General features: G+C 69.2%; 17 protein-coding genes and 1 pseudogene. 7 read left to right on the top strand and 11 right to left on the bottom strand.

The window, feature by feature from the left end:
* Positions 1–460: 460 nt before the first annotated feature.
* From EDD27_RS07175 to EDD27_RS07150, 7 genes are all read left to right on the top strand, one after another.
* Positions 461–859 (top strand): hypothetical protein, encoded by a 399-nt coding sequence (locus tag EDD27_RS07175; RefSeq protein WP_127931655.1) that lies wholly within the window; start codon positions 461–463, stop codon positions 857–859.
* The gene (locus EDD27_RS07170) at positions 859–1,158 is read left to right on the top strand and encodes a hypothetical protein (RefSeq protein ID WP_127931654.1); all 300 of its coding nucleotides are present in this window, start codon (positions 859–861) and stop codon (positions 1,156–1,158) included. Before EDD27_RS07175 ends, EDD27_RS07170 begins: the two co-directional genes overlap by 1 nt.
* Entirely contained in the window at positions 1,155–1,319 is a 165-nt protein-coding gene (locus EDD27_RS53990; protein ID WP_164903521.1) for a hypothetical protein, read from the top strand. Before EDD27_RS07170 ends, EDD27_RS53990 begins: the two co-directional genes overlap by 4 nt.
* Before the next feature lie 90 nt (positions 1,320–1,409).
* Entirely contained in the window at positions 1,410–1,670 is a 261-nt protein-coding gene (locus EDD27_RS07165; RefSeq protein WP_127931653.1) for a helix-turn-helix transcriptional regulator, read from the top strand.
* Positions 1,667–3,028, top strand: a complete 1,362-nt coding sequence (locus EDD27_RS07160) for a tyrosine-type recombinase/integrase (protein ID WP_127931652.1) — start codon at positions 1,667–1,669, stop codon at positions 3,026–3,028. The genes EDD27_RS07165 and EDD27_RS07160 overlap by 4 nt, the downstream gene beginning before the upstream one ends.
* Before the next feature lie 291 nt (positions 3,029–3,319).
* Positions 3,320–4,063 carry a sulfatase-like hydrolase/transferase gene (locus EDD27_RS07155; RefSeq protein ID WP_206641298.1) on the top strand — a complete coding sequence of 248 codons (744 nt, stop codon included), beginning with the start codon at positions 3,320–3,322 and terminating at the stop codon, positions 4,061–4,063.
* A gap of 34 nt (positions 4,064–4,097) precedes the next feature.
* Entirely contained in the window at positions 4,098–4,529 is a 432-nt protein-coding gene (locus EDD27_RS07150) for an SUMF1/EgtB/PvdO family nonheme iron enzyme (protein WP_127931651.1), read from the top strand.
* Positions 4,530–4,874: 345 nt separating this feature from the next.
* Here the strand turns inward: EDD27_RS07150 and EDD27_RS07145 are convergent, their stop codons facing one another.
* From EDD27_RS07145 to EDD27_RS07105, 11 genes and pseudogenes are all read right to left on the bottom strand, one after another.
* On the bottom strand, positions 4,875–6,170 hold the full coding sequence (locus EDD27_RS07145; RefSeq protein ID WP_127931650.1) for a glucosidase family protein: 1,296 nt from the start codon (positions 6,168–6,170) through the stop codon (positions 4,875–4,877).
* Positions 6,171–7,193 carry a LacI family DNA-binding transcriptional regulator gene (locus EDD27_RS07140; RefSeq protein WP_127931649.1) on the bottom strand — a complete coding sequence of 341 codons (1,023 nt, stop codon included), beginning with the start codon at positions 7,191–7,193 and terminating at the stop codon, positions 6,171–6,173.
* Between the two features lie 3 nt (positions 7,194–7,196).
* On the bottom strand, positions 7,197–8,906 hold the full coding sequence (locus tag EDD27_RS07135) for a glycoside hydrolase family 36 protein (RefSeq protein WP_127931648.1): 1,710 nt from the start codon (positions 8,904–8,906) through the stop codon (positions 7,197–7,199).
* Between the two features lie 2 nt (positions 8,907–8,908).
* On the bottom strand, positions 8,909–9,718 hold the full coding sequence (locus EDD27_RS07130) for a carbohydrate ABC transporter permease (RefSeq protein WP_127931647.1): 810 nt from the start codon (positions 9,716–9,718) through the stop codon (positions 8,909–8,911).
* Positions 9,715–10,617: a carbohydrate ABC transporter permease gene (locus EDD27_RS07125; RefSeq protein WP_127931646.1), complete on the bottom strand. Its 903-nt coding sequence runs from the start codon at positions 10,615–10,617 to the stop codon at positions 9,715–9,717. Before EDD27_RS07125 ends, EDD27_RS07130 begins: the two co-directional genes overlap by 4 nt.
* On the bottom strand, positions 10,614–11,921 hold the full coding sequence (locus EDD27_RS07120) for an ABC transporter substrate-binding protein (protein WP_127931645.1): 1,308 nt from the start codon (positions 11,919–11,921) through the stop codon (positions 10,614–10,616). The genes EDD27_RS07125 and EDD27_RS07120 overlap by 4 nt, the downstream gene beginning before the upstream one ends.
* A complete protein-coding gene (locus EDD27_RS07115; protein ID WP_127931644.1) occupies positions 11,918–13,024 on the bottom strand; it encodes an aminotransferase class V-fold PLP-dependent enzyme in 1,107 nt (368 codons plus the stop codon). Before EDD27_RS07115 ends, EDD27_RS07120 begins: the two co-directional genes overlap by 4 nt.
* 143 nt (positions 13,025–13,167) lie before the next feature.
* Positions 13,168–13,346 (bottom strand): annotated as a pseudogene (locus EDD27_RS58565) (transposase); the annotation flags it as partial.
* A gap of 43 nt (positions 13,347–13,389) precedes the next feature.
* Entirely contained in the window at positions 13,390–14,766 is a 1,377-nt protein-coding gene (locus tag EDD27_RS07110; protein WP_127931643.1) for an NAD(P)/FAD-dependent oxidoreductase, read from the bottom strand.
* A 12-nt stretch (positions 14,767–14,778) separates the two neighbouring features.
* Complete coding sequence (locus tag EDD27_RS55390; RefSeq protein ID WP_206641295.1) at positions 14,779–14,988, bottom strand: amidohydrolase family protein; 210 nt, start codon at positions 14,986–14,988, stop codon at positions 14,779–14,781.
* Positions 14,940–15,863 (bottom strand): amidohydrolase family protein, encoded by a 924-nt coding sequence (locus EDD27_RS07105; protein WP_206641294.1) that lies wholly within the window; start codon positions 15,861–15,863, stop codon positions 14,940–14,942. Before EDD27_RS07105 ends, EDD27_RS55390 begins: the two co-directional genes overlap by 49 nt.
* Positions 15,864–15,990 lie beyond the last annotated feature (127 nt).

The raw sequence follows: 15,990 nt of genomic DNA, 5'->3' as shown, positions 1-15,990 counted from the left end.
AGAGGTGGCCAGAGTGTGCGACAAATTCGCATCTCTGACACTCCCATTTACGCGCAGCAAAGGTGCATAGTTGTGATCAGGCTCTGTGCTACGCCTGCGACAGATGGGTCGCACGGGCCAACGGAGTGGGGGCAGCGGCGTCGACGGGACACTGCCGACGATCGCACCAATGCGCAGAATGCGCACCGTCATGGGCGGATGCGCCTATGCACGACCGGCCGACCAGGAGGCTCATGGACGATTGCCGCACAAGTTCAGATCGTCGTATGCGCTCGTAAACACGGGAAGGCCCAGCGCCCAAGCCGCAAGCACAGTGCGCCAGGCCTTCCCCGACTCAAGCCCTCGCAAAAGCCCTGACTGAACCTTCACGGAAGGAGTTGGTCATGTTCAGCATGCCACCGATTGGCTTCACCCACACCACCCAGTCCCTGACTCACCATCACGATGGGAGTCAGAACTGATGGCGGCGACAATTCGGTTGTCGTCGGACGGCCCGCACAGCGACGAGTACACCCGCCAGGTCGCCGACGCCCTGTCCGAGAGCGTGCGTGTCCTCAACCACGCCACGGCCACCGGTGCCGGCCTCGCCAGTCCCGCCACCGTCTACGACGTGCTCGGCCGCGCCAGCGCCACCATCGCAGGGTTCGACCAGCTGCTGCGACAGATCGGCAAGCGGCTGCAGCGTCACCTGGCCTCCGGGCGGCTCGGCGACGACCACGGCGACCCCGCCAGCACGGTCGAGCAGACCCTGGCGGAACTGGCGGCCGCCCGCCAGGCCGCCCACACCCTCACCCGCCGACTGGAGCGCGCCTTCAACGCCACCGCCAGCCTGCATTTGATGGACGAAAGCGAGAACTGATGGACAACGCACGCGAAGCCCGCATCGCGGAGGAGACCGTCTCCGCCATCGACTTCTTCTCCCGCCTGCTCGGCGCGATCGAAGACGGCAATTGGTACTACGCCCGCGACAAGCTCCGCCAGCTCAAGCAGCGACTCGAGCGGCTCGGCGAGCAACTGGCCCGCACCGACCAGCCGGCCAGCGGCCCGCCAGTGGCCGCGTACCTGGCCGAGCACTCCCGCCACTACCGCATTGGCGGCGCCCTGTACGGCACGAGAGAAGACGGAGAGTCAGCTGACCTCGGGAGGAACCCCGCGTGAAGATCCGCATCATCGGCCTGCCCGAGGAAGCCACCCAGGCAGCCAACCTCATCGCTCACACCTTCGACGTCATCGAGATCTCCGACCCGCTGCCGTGCCGAGGCAACAGCCGCAACGTGCGGATCTACACCGAGGTACAGCTCCCTCAACCCGCCGAGTAGTACGACCGGCCCCGGGCGCAGGCCTGCCAGCACACCGCCCGGGGCCGCACTCCCCACAGCCGTACGACTTGGAAAGGAGCGTCCCCCATCATGGCCGCATCCACCCGCCGTAACCAACCGACCCCCTCACGTGCTCCCTCTGCGGCGCCCCCAACCGAGGCCCGGCGCAAGAGCCCGCAGTGGCTCACCATCGACGAGATCTTGGACGAGCTCGGCGTTCACCGCCGAACCTGGCAGCACTGGCGCTCCCGCAACCGCGTGCCCAAGCTGCACCGACTCCCCAACGGGGAGTACCGCATACGTCGCACCGACTACGAGGCCTGGCTAACCGAACTCGAGGTGGACGCGTGAGCCGGTCCTACCAGGTCAAATTCTGGAAGATCAAGCGCAACGCCTCCAGCAAGAAGCCGTCGTACGTGGTGCGCTGGACCGTCGACGGCAAGGAGTGCTCCACCACGCTCGGCGGATCTGAACTGGCCGAGAACTTCCTCTCCGACCTGCGACAGGCCGCCCGGCGCGGCGAGTGGTTCGACACCGACACCGGGCTGCCCGAATCGATGCTCAAGGCCAAGAGCGCACGCACCTGGCTGGAGTTCGCACGGGCCTACATGAACGTCCGGTGGCCGCACCAGGCCGCCAAGTCGCGCGAAGGCACCGTCGAGACCCTGGTGGCCGTCACGCTGACGCTGACCACCGGCCGCAATGGCCGACCCGACCCCAAGTTGCTCCGCAAGGCGCTGCGCAATTACGTGTTCCTCCCCAAAGACCGCCAGGCAGAGCCTGATGCGCAGGCCGACACCGCACTACGTTGGCTGGAGGCGGCCTCGCTGCCGATGACCGAGTTGAATGAGACCCGCCATGCCCGGGCGGCTCTGGAGGTGTTGGCCGTACGCCTGGACGGTCAGGCGGCCGCGCTCTCGACGTTCCGGCGCAAACGCGCGGTGTTCCACCACGCCCTGGAATACGCCGTCGAGCTCGGCGAACTCGATGCCAACCCTCTGGACCGCATCAAGTTGAAACCGGCCAAGTCGAACAACGTGGTGGACCGGCGCGTGGTCATCAACCCCCAGCAGGCACGCGACCTACTGATCGCCGTCCCGCACATCGGGCGCACGCGCGGGCGAATGCTGGCCGCGATGTTCGCCTGCATGTACTTCGCCGGCCTGCGCCCGGCCGAAGCGCAAGGGCTGCGGAAGAAGGACTGCATCCTCCCCGCCAAGGGCTGGGGGCAGATCACGCCCACCAAGACGCGCCCGCAGAGCAGCACCCGCTACACCGACTCTGGACGTTCCTTCGACGAGCGGGGCCTCAAGCAACGCGAAGAAGACGAGGACCGCGACGTGCCGATTCCGCCGGAGTTGGTCACCATCCTGCGCGCCCACATCGAGACCTTCGGCACCGCTCCCGACGGCCGACTCTTCTACACCCGCGGCGGCGGCACGTTCTCCGGGACCGCCTACACCACGGTCTGGCAAGAGGCCCGACGCCTGGCGCTCACCCCCGAACAGGTCGCCTCCCCACTAGCGGGCCGCCCCTACGACCTGAGGCACGCTGCGGTATCCCTCTGGCTCAACGCCGGCGTGCACGCCCCCGAGGTCGCCGAGCGGGCCGGGCACAGCGTGGATGTGCTCCTGAAGATCTACGCCAAGTGCATCGACGGCCAGCGCGAGGTCGCCAACCAACGCATCGAAAGGGCACTGGAATCATGATCCACAACATGCCGCTCCGGAATATACACGGAATGATCAACGCCGCTAGGCGCGATCGGCCGCGCTCCACCGCAGGCCAGAGGGCTATTCCCCACACGAAGCGATATTCCCCTCATAATCCGTGGGTCGTGGGTTCAAGTCCCACCCGCCCTACTCACTCCACCAGGGGCGCAACAGCAGATCCCGAATCCGTGGGTCGGCCTACCGCCCTAAGGGGGACCGAAGGGGACCGCCAGTTTCGGACGCCTCCCCCACCGCCACCCTCCGCGGCACCAGAGCAACGCTGTCGTCGTGGTCGAGCTCGACGTCCTCGACGAGCTCGGCATCGGCGACGACACGATCGTCATGTACTCCACCGGCAACGGCCCGCACATGAACACCTGGCCCGACGGCGCCATGACCCCGTTCCGGAACGAGAAGAACTCCAACTGGGAAGGTGCCTACCGCGTCCCCGCCGTGGTGCGGTGGCCGGGCAAGATCCCTGCGGGCACCGTGCTCAACGGCATCGTCAGCCACAACGACTGGTTCGTCACTCTCCTGGCCGCGGCCGGAGCGCCGGACATCGCCGAGCCGCTCAAGGCGGGAGCAGAGCTCGGCGGCACCTCCTTCCGGGTGCATCTGGACGGCTACAACCAACTCCCCTATCTCACCGGCGAGGTGACCGAGAGCCCGCGCCAGCACTTCTTCTACGTCTCCGACGACGGAGACCTCACCGCGCTGCGCTTCCACAACTGGAAGCTGGTGTTCCTGGAGCAGCGCGCCCCAGGAACGTTGCGCGTGTGGGCCGAGCCGTACACCCAGCTGCGGGTACCGAAGATCTTCAACCTGCGCACCGACCCCTACGAGCGCGCCGACATCACCTCCAACACCTATTACGACTGGATGATCGGCCATGCCTGGCTGGTGGTCCCCGCGCAGTCGTACGTCGCCGGCATGCTCTCGACCCTCGCCGACTTCCCGCCACGCCAGACACCGGCGAGCTTCAGCATCGACCAGGTGATGGACAAGCTGCGCGCAGGGATGGCGAGCGCGTGAGCGGCACGGGCGCACCGGCGATCACGAGCCGCGGATGACTCGCACGCTCGGGCCAGCGAAGCCGCCCCACGGGGCAGCCAGCGCTGTCCGCCTCGACGGCGGGGTGTTCACGATGGGCTCCGACGTCCACTATCGAGAGGAGGCGCCGGCCCACCAGGTGCACGTCGACGCCTTCGCCATCGACCCGATCGCCGTCACCAACCGCCTTTTCGCCGCGTTCGTGGCGGCGACCGGCTACGTCACCGTGGCCGAGCGGCCGCTGGACCCGGCCCACTTCCCCAGCGCACCCCTGGAGAACCTGGTGCCCGGGTCGATGGTGGTCGTACCGACGCCCGGTCCCGTCGATCTTCGGCAGCTGACCCTGTGGTGGCGGTGGACGCCGGGCGCCTGCTGGCGCTTCCTTGAAGGGAGAGGCTCGAGCATCGAGAACCGTCTCGACCATCCGGTGGTCCACGTCGCGACCTGACGCCGCAGCACCGCCACCCCATGACGCAGCACCATGATCTCAACTTTCTTCGACGCTTGGCTTCGGTCCAGCAACATCAGCAGCCGAACACCCGGATCGTGATCAGATAGAACAGGCGAACAGGCACAAGCCGTGATCTTGTCTGTACCTGCGAACCCAGTCAAACCACAGTTCAGAAGGCCACGACGGTGTTTCGACGCGGTACAGGCCTGCAGCTTCTGGTCCGCCGGACTGGTCCTTCCCGCGATCGCGCTGTTCGCGCACTCGTGAAGATCCAGGTCTCCCGTAAGGGACGGCCGGCTACAAGTGCGTCCGTGGCCATCGAGGCCGGAAGGATCCATACGCTCAGCCGTGTTCCGCGGTGACGGTGGCGCCGGGCGGGACGTGTCGGGTGGTGGCGGACCCGTCGGGGAAGCGGGCGGTCCACCGGTACGTCACCCGGTCGGACAGGTTGGTGAGCGTGGTGGCGTGCCCGCCGTCGTGCCGAACCGTCACGCTGCCCCGCCCGATCGGGATGCCGGAGACGGCGGCCCAGCCGATCTCGGCGGGCAGCCGCGAGAGGGTGGTCAACGCGTTGCCCGGCGCGTCCGGCCGGACACCGAGCAGCCCCTCCACCACCTGGCTGACCAGGGTGAAGGAGACCTCCGGGTAGTCGCCGTTGAGCCCGCCCGCGACGTGCGGGGCGGTGCGGGCGTGGAAGATCTCCCGCATCCACCGCCAGGCGGTCTCCTGCCTGCCGTGCCGGAAGAAGACGTCGGGCAGGTACGTCCACGCCTCGACGTTCTCCGGCCGCCCGGGACCACTCGCCTGCGCGTCGATGTAGTCGAGGTAGGCAGGGTCTTCGCACAGACCCTTCAACGGCATGAACCAACTGTTCTCCGCACCCCACCCGGTGACCGGCCGGCCATCGAAGGTGAAGCCGCGAGCGCCGTTCCACTCCTGCTCGTAATGGCGGCGCAGCCGTGCGGCCAGTGCCTCGAACCGCCCGCCGTCCTCGCCGCGCGCCCTGGCCAGCTCGGCCATCGCCAGGTGGGCGGCGTACTGCGCGGCAATGCCGTCACCGGCCACCGCCAGCGGCTCGCCGCTCAGTTCGTTGTAGCTGGCGATGCCCTGGAAGATGCCCGCGCCCCGGCCGGTCGCGGGAAGCGCGATCGCGTTCGAGCAGTAGTCACGCAGCACGGAGTCATGGACGTAGGCGCGCTCGCCGGTCCAGCGGTAAAGGGCCGCCACGCATTCCACCAGCTCGAAGACCGCGGGCGCCTCCCTCACGAACTCGTCGGGACCGCGGTAGTCGATCGACAGGTAGGAGCCGTCGAAATTGAACGCCCACACCGGACGGTGGCCGTGCTCTTCGGTCGCCGAGGCGGCGAAGCAGCGAATCATCGCCAGGTTGGCCTCGGCCAGGCCGAGCAGGTGGGCGCCCGCCGCCTGGTGGACGAAGTCACGGGCGTAGAACCCACTGCGGTGCGCGTACCCGGCCCAGTAGGAGGGCAGGTAGACGCCCTCGCCGGTGCCGTGCGGGCGCCGCTCGTCAACATTCACCGGGCCGCGCGTCCCGCCGGGATGCGCCCAGCGCAGCGCGCGGTCGCGCGCCCACGCGAACATCGCCACGAGCTCGTCGTGGCCGGAGTCCAACTGCATTCATGGTCCTAGGCTCGGGCGGATCACCAGCTCGCCGGGGAGCAAGAGCCCCGCCTGCGGGGTGACGCCGTCTTCGATGATCTGGAGGAGGCGGCTGATCAGGGCCTCGGCGATGCGGCGCAGCGGCAGCCGCACCGTCGTCAGCGCGGGCTGGAGGAACCCGGTGATCGGCAGGTCGTCGAAGGCGGCCACGGCCAGGTCCTTACCGATCTCCAGCCCTTCGGCGCGAGCCGCCGTGTAGAGGCCGAGCGCGAGCCAGTCGCCGCCGGCCACGATCGCGGTGGGCCGGTTGCGCCCGGCCAGCAGCTCGCGGGTGGCCGCGACGATCTCGTCTGGATCGTCGCCCGGCGAGTACACCTGCCCGGCCAAGCCATGGCGGCGCACGCCGGCCAGGAACCCGTCACGCCGGTCATCCATCCACGGCTGCCCGGAGGAGGAGGCCAGGAAGGCCACCCGCCGGTGCCCTCTGGCCACCACCATGCCGACCAACTCGATCACCGCCTGCACGCTGTCGACGTCCACCCAGGACTGCGGCTGCTCGGGCGCGGTCCTGCCGAAGGCGGCGAACGGGAAGCCCGCGCCGGTCAGGTGGGCCACACGAGGGTCATCGCGCAGTATGTCCGACAGCAGGAAGCCGTCCACGGTCCGCGCGGCGATCAGTTCGTCGAGCGCCTGCTCCTGGCTCTGGCCCGGCTGCGGGCGCACCAGCAAGATGCGGTAGCCCACCTCGCCCGACGCCGCCACGACCGCTTCGAGAAAGCCGCCCATCAGCGGGTTGGGATTGGCCGGATCATCCACCGGAGTCGGGTAGCCGATGATCCGCCTGGTGCCCGACTTCAGGCTGCGTGCCGATTGGTCGGGCCGGTAGCCGAGCTCCTCGATGACCGCCGAGACCCGCTCCAGTGTTTCCGCCTTCAGCCGGTACGGGGCGTTGAGCGCGTTGGAGATCGTCTGGCGGGATACGCCGGCCGCCCGCGCGACATCCTCGATGGTGACCCCGCGTGTGCGTGGCCGGCGTGTCATCACTCAATCTCTCCTCAGCGTGAGCAGGCCACCCATGGGCACCTCGACGACGCAGGCCCCGGGCTCCAGGGCGAGCGTGGCCGCGCGGACCGGGGCGCCGCCGCAGTCGTGCACCTCGACGTGCGCCGAGCCGGTGCCGTAGAGGACGACGCGCGGATCGGAGTCGGCGTTGGCGACGAGCAGCTCTCCGGACTCCGGCACGTCCACGGGCAGCGCCGCGTACCGAGCGACGATCGTGGTGTGATCATCGTAGGCCCGCACGAGCGGGTAGCCGTGCTCGGGCTGCTCGGGCCGCAGCGTCCCCAGCTGGAGCGTGCCCAGGTAGCGGTGGAAGATCCCCAGCCAGAACCGGATCGCGGCGAGTTGGTCCGGCCGCTGTACCGCCAGGTCCACAGAGATCTGCGGCACCGAGAACAACGCGTTGATCAGATGCACGGCCACCTGCTCGGCGGGCTCGTCGGGATGCCAGACGATCATATCGGAGTGCACGGCCACAGGGCCGGCGGCGAGCCGCAGGTCCACGGTCCGCTGCCGATTCTCCTGAGAGCTGAGCGGGCAGTCCACCGCTCGGATCATGTTCGCGTACGGCCACAGCCCGGGGCTGGTGTACGGCTGGCGATGCTCGATCAGCACGTCCGGCCTGGTACGGCGGAGCCGCGCGTCCAGATCGTGGAGCAGTCGCCTGACCCCTTCGTCCACATCCGTGCAGTCGGTCCCTTCGCCGGGCGCCGGGTCACCGCCCGGGGTCGCGAAGCGGTCCACGAAGTCGATCTTCAGGCCGTCCATGCCCCACGTCTCGACCGCTTGGACGAGCCGGTCGATGAGGAACTCGCGTACCTCCGGGTGGCGCGGATCGAGCACGGCGGCGTCCATATGGTCGAGGTAACGCAGGAACTTGCCCTCGAAGCGCTCGAAGGCGGCGTTGTGCTTGCCCACGAACGGCAGCGCGTACCAGAGCATGTAGGACATGCCGAGCTCGCGCACCCGAGCCACATGCGTCGGAATATCGGGGAATGCGGCCGGGTTCGGCTCCCAGTCACCGCAGAACGCGTAGCCGCGCGTCCGGTCGGCGGTCTGCCAGCCGTCGTCCACGATGATCGTCTCGCAGCCCAACTCCTTGGCCAGCCGTGCCTGGAGTTCCACGGACTCGGCGGTGACCTCCTGGTGCATGCTGTACCAGGTCGAGTAGACCGGCAGCCGGGCACGATCCGGCGCAGGCGGCAGGTCGCTCGCGTCGTCCTTCCACCAGGCCGCCAAGTCGGCCACCGCCGCCGAGAACGGCCGCTCCGACAGGTCCAGCCGGATCCGCAGCCCGTCGCCGTGCAGGGTGAAGACGAACTCGCCGGTCTCCTCCATCACCCCGCCGGTGAAGCTCACCTGGGCCACCGGTTCGGCCAGGCCAACCGTACAGACGTTGGCGCCGGCCGTACCGATGAGGGAGACCACCGGCGCGCCCGCTGTCAGCCTCGACACCAGCGGCGCGCTCCAGATCGGCGGCACCCAGCGGGTCCCGCCCAAGGGCGTCCAGAACGCGCTGACGCGCACGCACGGTACTCGCCACTGCGCGGCCGTGGCCTCTGGCGCGTCGATCAGCCAGGTGCGGTCGGCGACTTGCGTCACCTTCGCATCGGCCGCTCCGGCCAGTGCCAGCTCGAGCGCGCCGGCCCGTACCGCGGTCGTCTCGCCGAGCGCGTAGGGCTCCCAGACCTGCATGCTTATCCCTTCGTGGCACCGGCCAGCAGGCCGGAGATGAACTGTTTCTGGAGGACGAGGAAGAGGACCATCATGGGAAGCGAGGAGATCGCGGTGCCCACCATGACCTGGCCGAAGTCGGTCCTGGCCAGCCCCTGCAGGGTGGCCAGCGCGACGGGCAGGGTGTACATCTCCGGCGTGCGCAGCGCGATCAGCGGCCACAGGAAGTCGTTCCACGCGCCGAGGAAGAGGAAGACCGCCAGCGCCGCGAGTACCGGGCGCATGACGGGGATCACCACCCGCCACAGCACCCGCAGCTCGCCCGCGCCGTCGACTCTGGCCGCGTCGAGCAGCTCGTCGGGGATGGCCAGCAGCGACTGGCGCATCAGGAAGATGCCGAACGGGACGGACAGGCTTGGCAGGATCAGCGCGGGGAAGCTGTCGATCAGCCCGAAATCGTTCATCATCTCGAAGATCGGGATGATGGTCACGCCGCCGGGGATGACCAGCGTCGACAGCAGCAGCACGAAGAAGGCGTTGCGCCCGACGAACTGGAACTTGGCGAAGGCGTAACCGGCCAGCAGCGAGACCACGATCGCCCCCGCGGTCTGCACGACCGCGACGAAGAGCGTGTTGCCCAGCACGTTGACCAGACCGATCGACTCCTCCAGTTTCGCCGTGTTGGCCACCAACTGGTCGCCGGGGTAGAACCTCGGCGGCCAGGAGAAGATGTCGGAGTTGGCGTGCGTGGCCGCCATGGCCAGCCAGTAGAACGGGCCGACGCACAGGCCGAACACCGCGGCGAGCACGAAGGTGAGCGCCCAGCCCTTCATCGTTTCTGCATCCTCATCTGCGCGATCCCGAATCCGGCCACGATCAGCGTGAGCGCGTAGGCAATCGCCGCGGCGTAACCGAAGTCGAAGTAGCGGAAGCCGTTCTGGTACAGGTACAGCGAGATCGTCAGGGTCGAGTTGTCCGGCCCGCCGCCGGTCAGCACGAACGGCTCGTCGAACAGCTGCAGGGTGCCGATCGTGGACAGGACCACGGTCAGCAGCAGAATCGGCCGCAGCTGGGGCACTGTGATCGACCAGAACCTGCGAGCCGAGCCGGCGCCGTCCACCATCGCCGCCTCGTAGAGGTCCTTCGGGATGCTCTGCAGGCCGGCCAGGTAGATCACCGCGTTGTAGCCGGTGTAGTGCCAGGTGAGGGCGATGACGATGGCGATGCGGGCCCAGAACGGGCTGCCCAGCCAGTCGATCGCGTCGACGCCGAAGAGGCTGAGCAGCCAGTTGAGCAGTCCCGCGTCCTTGCGCAGGATCACCGAGAACATCACGCCGTAGGCGACCAGACCGGTCAGCGACGGCATGAAGACGCCCAGCCGCCACAGGCCGCGCAGCCGTACCAGGGAGGAGTTGAGCGCAAGCGCCAGCAGCAGCGCGAGCAGCAGCATGATCGGGACCTGGACGACCAGGATCAGCCCGGTGTTCCACAGCGACGTCCAGAACAGCGGGTCGTTCACCAGCCGCACGTAGTTGTCCAGCCCGACGAAGCTGCGTGCCGCGCCCGCGCCGGTGGTCAGGCTGATGTACATAGCGGCCACGATCGGATAGGCCTTGAACCCCACGAAGCCCAGCAGCGCGGGCAGGACCAGCAGGTACGGGATGTTCCGCTTGGTGACGAGGGAGCGCCTGCCCACCGCCACCCGCCCGGGGCGCGACAGTGTGAGTGTCATCCCGCGAGCTTCCTTTTCGTCTGCTGGGACAGCAGCGTGGCGGCCTCGGTCAGCGCCGCGGCCGGGTCGGCGCCCTTGAGCAGGACCTTCGTCTGCGCGTCACTGGCGATCTTCAGCGCCCTGGCGTAGTCACCAGAGTAGTAGGTTGCGTCCGCGCCCTCGGTGAGCGCGTCCACGAAGGTCTTGAGCGCGGGCTGATCGCCGAAGTAGGGCTGCGGCGCGGTGAACGCCGGGTCGGAATAGGCCGCCGTCAGCGCGGGGAAGACGCCGCCCTCCTTGAAGACCTTGTTGATGACCTCGGGCTTGGTCAGCGCGTACTCCACGAACTTGAACGCCTCCGCCTGGTGCGGGCTGCTCCCCGAGACCGACAGATGGGTGGAGTTGACGATCGCGGCGCGCTTGCCGCCCGGCGTCACCGCGGGCGGCTGCATGACGCGCCACAGGCCCTTCTGCTCGGGACGCATCTCGGGGATGTAGCTGACCGCCCAGGCCGCCCACGGCAGCACGGCCAGCTTGCCGCCGCTGATGAGCTGCTTGGCCGTGTTCTCGCCGGAGGTGTCGGCGACGATGCCCGCGTCGTTCATCTTCTTGATGAGGGTCATCGCCTGTATGGCCGGCGCCGAGGCGAGCGTGACCTCGCCCTGCTGGTTGAAGTAGAAGGCGCCCTGCTGCTGCAGCAGCGACTGGTAGAAGTCCATGTCCACGCCGCCGGCCGCGGGCTTGTTCAGCCCGATCAGGAAGGCGCCCGTCTTCTCCTTGAGCGTCTTGCCGGCCTCGATGGCGTCGTCCCAGGTCTGGATCTTCTCCGGGTCGATGCCTGCCTTCTTGAACAGGTCCGCGCGGTAGAAGAAGCCGACCGGGTTGACCTCCCAGGGCATCGCGTAGACGCCGCCGTCCTTGCCGGTCACCGTGGGCCACAGGCCCTTGGCGAAGGCATCCTTGTACGTGTCGGCGCCCAGCTTGCGCAGGTCGGCCAGGCCACCGGGGAACTTGTCCATGTACCCGGGCAGGTAGTCGATGCCGATATGCAGCACGTCGGCCAGGCCCTTGCCGCCCGCGGCCATGCCAATGGTGATCTTGTCCCAGATGGCCGGGTTGCCGACCGCCTGGACGTCGACCTTGATGCCGGGATGGGTCTGCTCGAAATCCTTGGCGACGGCGGCCAAGCCGTCGGAAGCGGGCTTCCAACTCCAGACGGTGATCTTGACAGGCCCGCTGCCCTTCTCGGGCGCCTTGCCGCCACAGGCGGCGAGGGCGAGCGTACCGGTGAGGGCGAGCGCCAGGGCTCCACGGCGGTTGATCATGTGTGTGTTTCCCTTCGGGGGGTGAGTGCTGCGCGCAACCGGTCGGCGGTGTCGGCCGGGGTGGTGGCGTGCGGGGAGAGCCGGATCCAGCCATCGCGCAGCGTGGTGGTGAGTCCGGCGGCGCCGAGTGCCGCGTGCGTGCTCGCGGGGTCGCGGCCAGGCAGTCGCACGCGCGCGATCCCGGTCGGCTCGGTGGGGACCAGGACTTCGGCGCCCGCGGTCCTGGCCGCCTCCAGCAGGCTCGCCAGGGTTTGGGCGATCTGCCGGGCGATGTTCGTTTCTCCGGCGGAGAGCACCAGGTCGATGGCGGCTCCCAGCGCGGCGACGGCGGTGAGGTCGGGGTTGGTGGCTGTGTGCGCGACGGCTCCCGCCAGGGACGGCGTGGGGTGCCGGGCTCCGAACGGAGCCTGCACGCCCGACCAGCCGCCCAGACCGGGGGCGAGGCGGTCAGCCACCCGGTCGCGGACGAGCATCAATGCAGCGCCCCAGCCCGCCCGCAGCCACTTCTGCCCGCCGCAGGCGAGCACGTCCGCCGCCAACACCTCCAGCGGCACCGCGCCAAGGCCCTGGACGGCGTCCACCACCAGCAGCCGGTCCTCGCCCAGCACCTCCTTCAGCGCGCCCAGCGGCGCACGGTGGCCGGTTGTGGCGTCCACCGCGCTGACCGCGAGCGCCCTGACATCGTCGTCGAGGTGCTCGCGCAGGACGTCGGCGGTGATCGCGACGGAGTCGATCCAGCGTGGCCGCAGGCCACCGCGTTCCTGGAACCGCAGCCACGGGTAGACGTTGGCGGGGAACTCGCCGCGCGGGACGAGCACCACGCCGCCGTCCAGTCCTGCCGCGGCGGCGAACAGCGCGTGGCTGGTGGAGGAGACGAAGGCCACCTCATGCGGGGCGCAGCTCAGCAGGCGGGCCGCGGCGGCGCGTGCACTGCTCGCCTCGAGTTCCAGTCTGGTGAGCGCTGCGGACGGATCGTGGGCCAGCAACTCCGCAGCCTGCGCGACGGTCCGTGCTACGGCCAGCGAGGGCGGCCCGATCCTGGCGAAGTCAACATATCCGGCCGGTTCCCGGAACTGGCTCAGATAGGTAAGTGGAACGTTCAAACCAGCTCCGACCAGCTAGAGGGATACAAAGAGAGCGGATAGCAGGAGGCAGTGCGCCAACTTTCCAAGGCAGACGATATTTGAACGTTCATATCGTATGCAAGAGGCAGATTGCCGCGATGTGGCAGGGCAGGAGCTAGCAGCTCGTAGAAGCGCTCCAGCGCGGCGGCCTTGGTCGGGGCGGTGCAGACGGGGCTTGAGCGCTTGGCGATGGCGTCCCGGTGCCGGGGGCGGCATACCGGAACGAGGCGCGCAGCAGGGGCACGACGCACGTCTGGACCACGGCCTGCGGCCAGACGGTCTCGATGGCCTGCGGCATGCCGCAGGCCGATCCGATGTGCCGCCGACCGGAACACGAGATGGCCTCATGAGGCGAACCCCATCCCGAGGCGGTCGAGCAGGCGCAGCCACAGGGTGCGCCTGCCCGTATCATCCTCCCGGGCCATTGCCCGGCGGGTGAGCTGGATGCCCGCCCAGGCGAGCGGTTCCGGCGGGAAGGGCACCGGCTGCTGCCGCACCATGCGCAGGCGGGTGCGCTCGGTGTCGGCTCCGGACAGCAGGTCGAGCATGACGTCGGCGGCGAACCTCGACGCTCCCACGCCGAGGCCGGTGTACCCGGCGGCGTGGGCGACGCGGTCGCCGTGAGTGAGGCCGTAGAAGGCGCAGAAGCGCGAGCAGGTGTCGATGACCCCGGCCCAGCGATGGGTGAAGGAGACGCCGCTGAGCTGCGGGAAGGTCTCGAAGAAGTGCCGGGCCAGGAGCCGGTGCGTCTGAGGGCGGTGCTCGTGCTCGGCCCGGATGGACCGGCCGTAGTGGTAGATCGCGTCGTAGCCGCCCCAGAGGATGCGGTTGTCCGCGGTACGGCGGTAGTAGTGGAAGTGGTGGCCGATGTCGCTGATGCCGTAGGGCTCCTGCCAGCCGATGGAGTCCCATTGTTCGGGGGTAAGGGGTTCCGTGGCGAGCACGTAGTCGTAGACGGGGACGACGGCGAGCGAGCGCAGGCCGAGCAGTGACGTGAACGCGTTCGTGGCCAGAACGGCCTGGCCGGCGTGGATCCGTGTCGCGCCGCTGTGGACCGTCAGCCCGTCGCGATGCTTCCGCAGCCGGGTGACGGGGGTGTGCTCGGCGATACGCACCTTGAGGGCTTCGGCGACCCGGGCCAGCTCCCAGGCCATGCGTGCCGGGTCCACGGTCGCGTCTTCCCCTGTTTCGAGGCGTCCGGCGAGATAGGTGGGCGATCGCACGAGGCGGCGGACGTCGTCGCGGTCGAGGAACCCGGCGACGTCGGGCTCCAAGGAAGCGATCGCATGCGGGCGGGTGGCCACCGAGAGCGCGCCGCCCGGCGTGAAGCCGCAGCTCATCTCGTACCTGTCCACGGTCGCGGCGATGCCGGCGAAGTTCTCCGCGCCGAGCCGCTCCAGGAGGTCATACTCGTCGGGCCAGCGCCTGAGCCCGTTGGCACGGCCGTGGGTGAGGCTCGCGTCGCAGAAGCCGCCGTTGCGGCCGCTCGCGTGCTCGGCGATGCGATCGCCCTCCACGAGGAGGACGTCGCGCCCGGGATCTCGTTCCTTGGCCCGGACAGCGGCCCACAGGCCCGTGAACCCGCCGCCGACGACGACCAGGTCCGCCGTGGTCTCACCGTCCAGCGGTCGCCTAGGAGCCGGACGGTCGGGGGTGTCGAGCCAGAGGGGCGTCGATATGGCCTTGCTCAGAGCGCGGCCGATGAGGGATTCGGCATGCATGGTGCGTTTCCTTCAGGCGGCGGGTGCGGTGTGGACGCGCTCGCCGCTGACGTAGGTGAGGGCGACGCGGGTGTCGGCGATCGCCGCGGCGGGGCCGTCGAAGGGGCTGCGGTCCAGGACGACGAGGTCGGCGCGGTTGCCGGGGCGAAGGCTGCCGGCGTCGTCGAGGTGGTTCACGTACGCGCTGCCCGTGGTGCAGGCCGCCAGGGTGGCGTCCACCATGATCTTGACGGTGTCGCAGCGCAGTCGGCCGCGGGTGAGGCGATCGCGCTGTTCCAGCAGGGCGGGGATCTGCTCCGTCCCCTGACCTCTGGCCCACCACAGCGCGCCCACCACGGTGGCGGTGAGCCGGCCGTCGCGGGGCGGCGGTGAGGTGGGCGTCGGAGGGGTCGGGGTAGCCTTCGGCGCCGGCCACCATGGCGTCCTGCCAGGCGGTGATACCGAGGCTTTGCAGCAGGTCCTGCGCGCGCAGCAGCCCGGCCGGCCGGTCGGCCGTGGTAAGGCGGGGACGAGGGCGCCCACCAGGGCGATGGCTCCCTCCTGGAGGGTTCCGCCGGGGGGCCGTCGGGGCGGCGTTCGATATGGCCGTTGGCCGGGTCGGGGGTGGCGGCGGTGATGCCATCGAGCTCCAGGGCCCGGCTGCCGACCCACGCCCCGTGGTGGTCGCGGTTGGTGAGGTAGACCGGCCGGTCGGGGACGATGGTGTCCAGCAGGTCACGGGTGGGCGTGCCGCCGTCGAAGCTCTCCATGGACCAGTCGCTGCCGGTGATCCACTCCTTGCCGGGGTTCGCGTCGGCGTAGGCGCGGATCCGGCGCGCGTACTCCTGCGGGTCGGTGGTGCCCGTCAGGTCGCACTGCCCCGGTTCCTCTCCGCCCATGACGGCATGGACGTGGGCGTCCTGGAAACCGGGGAGCAACAGCCGTCCCCGCAGGTCGACGACCTCGGTGCGGGGCCCGGCCAGTTCCTTCACGTCGTCATGCCCGATCGCGACGACCCGGCCGTCACGGACGGCGAGACTGCTCGCCCAGGTGCGGGCTCCGTCCACGGTCAGGATGGGGCCGTCAGAGAACAGCAGGTCAGCATGGGGATGCGCCATGGAGGACAGGTCCAATCGGGAAAGGCTGCATGCGGCGAGCGACACGGCTCGAACCTCGGCGTGGGGGCTGTCATCGCCGCCTGGCCCTATGGAACTACCGGGCCGCTTGGCCCGTCAACGGTGTTGT

Source organism: Nonomuraea polychroma, from assembly GCF_004011505.1.
GTDB lineage: Bacteria > Actinomycetota > Actinomycetes > Streptosporangiales > Streptosporangiaceae > Nonomuraea > Nonomuraea polychroma.
This window is presented reverse-complemented; position numbering and strand designations above follow the sequence as displayed.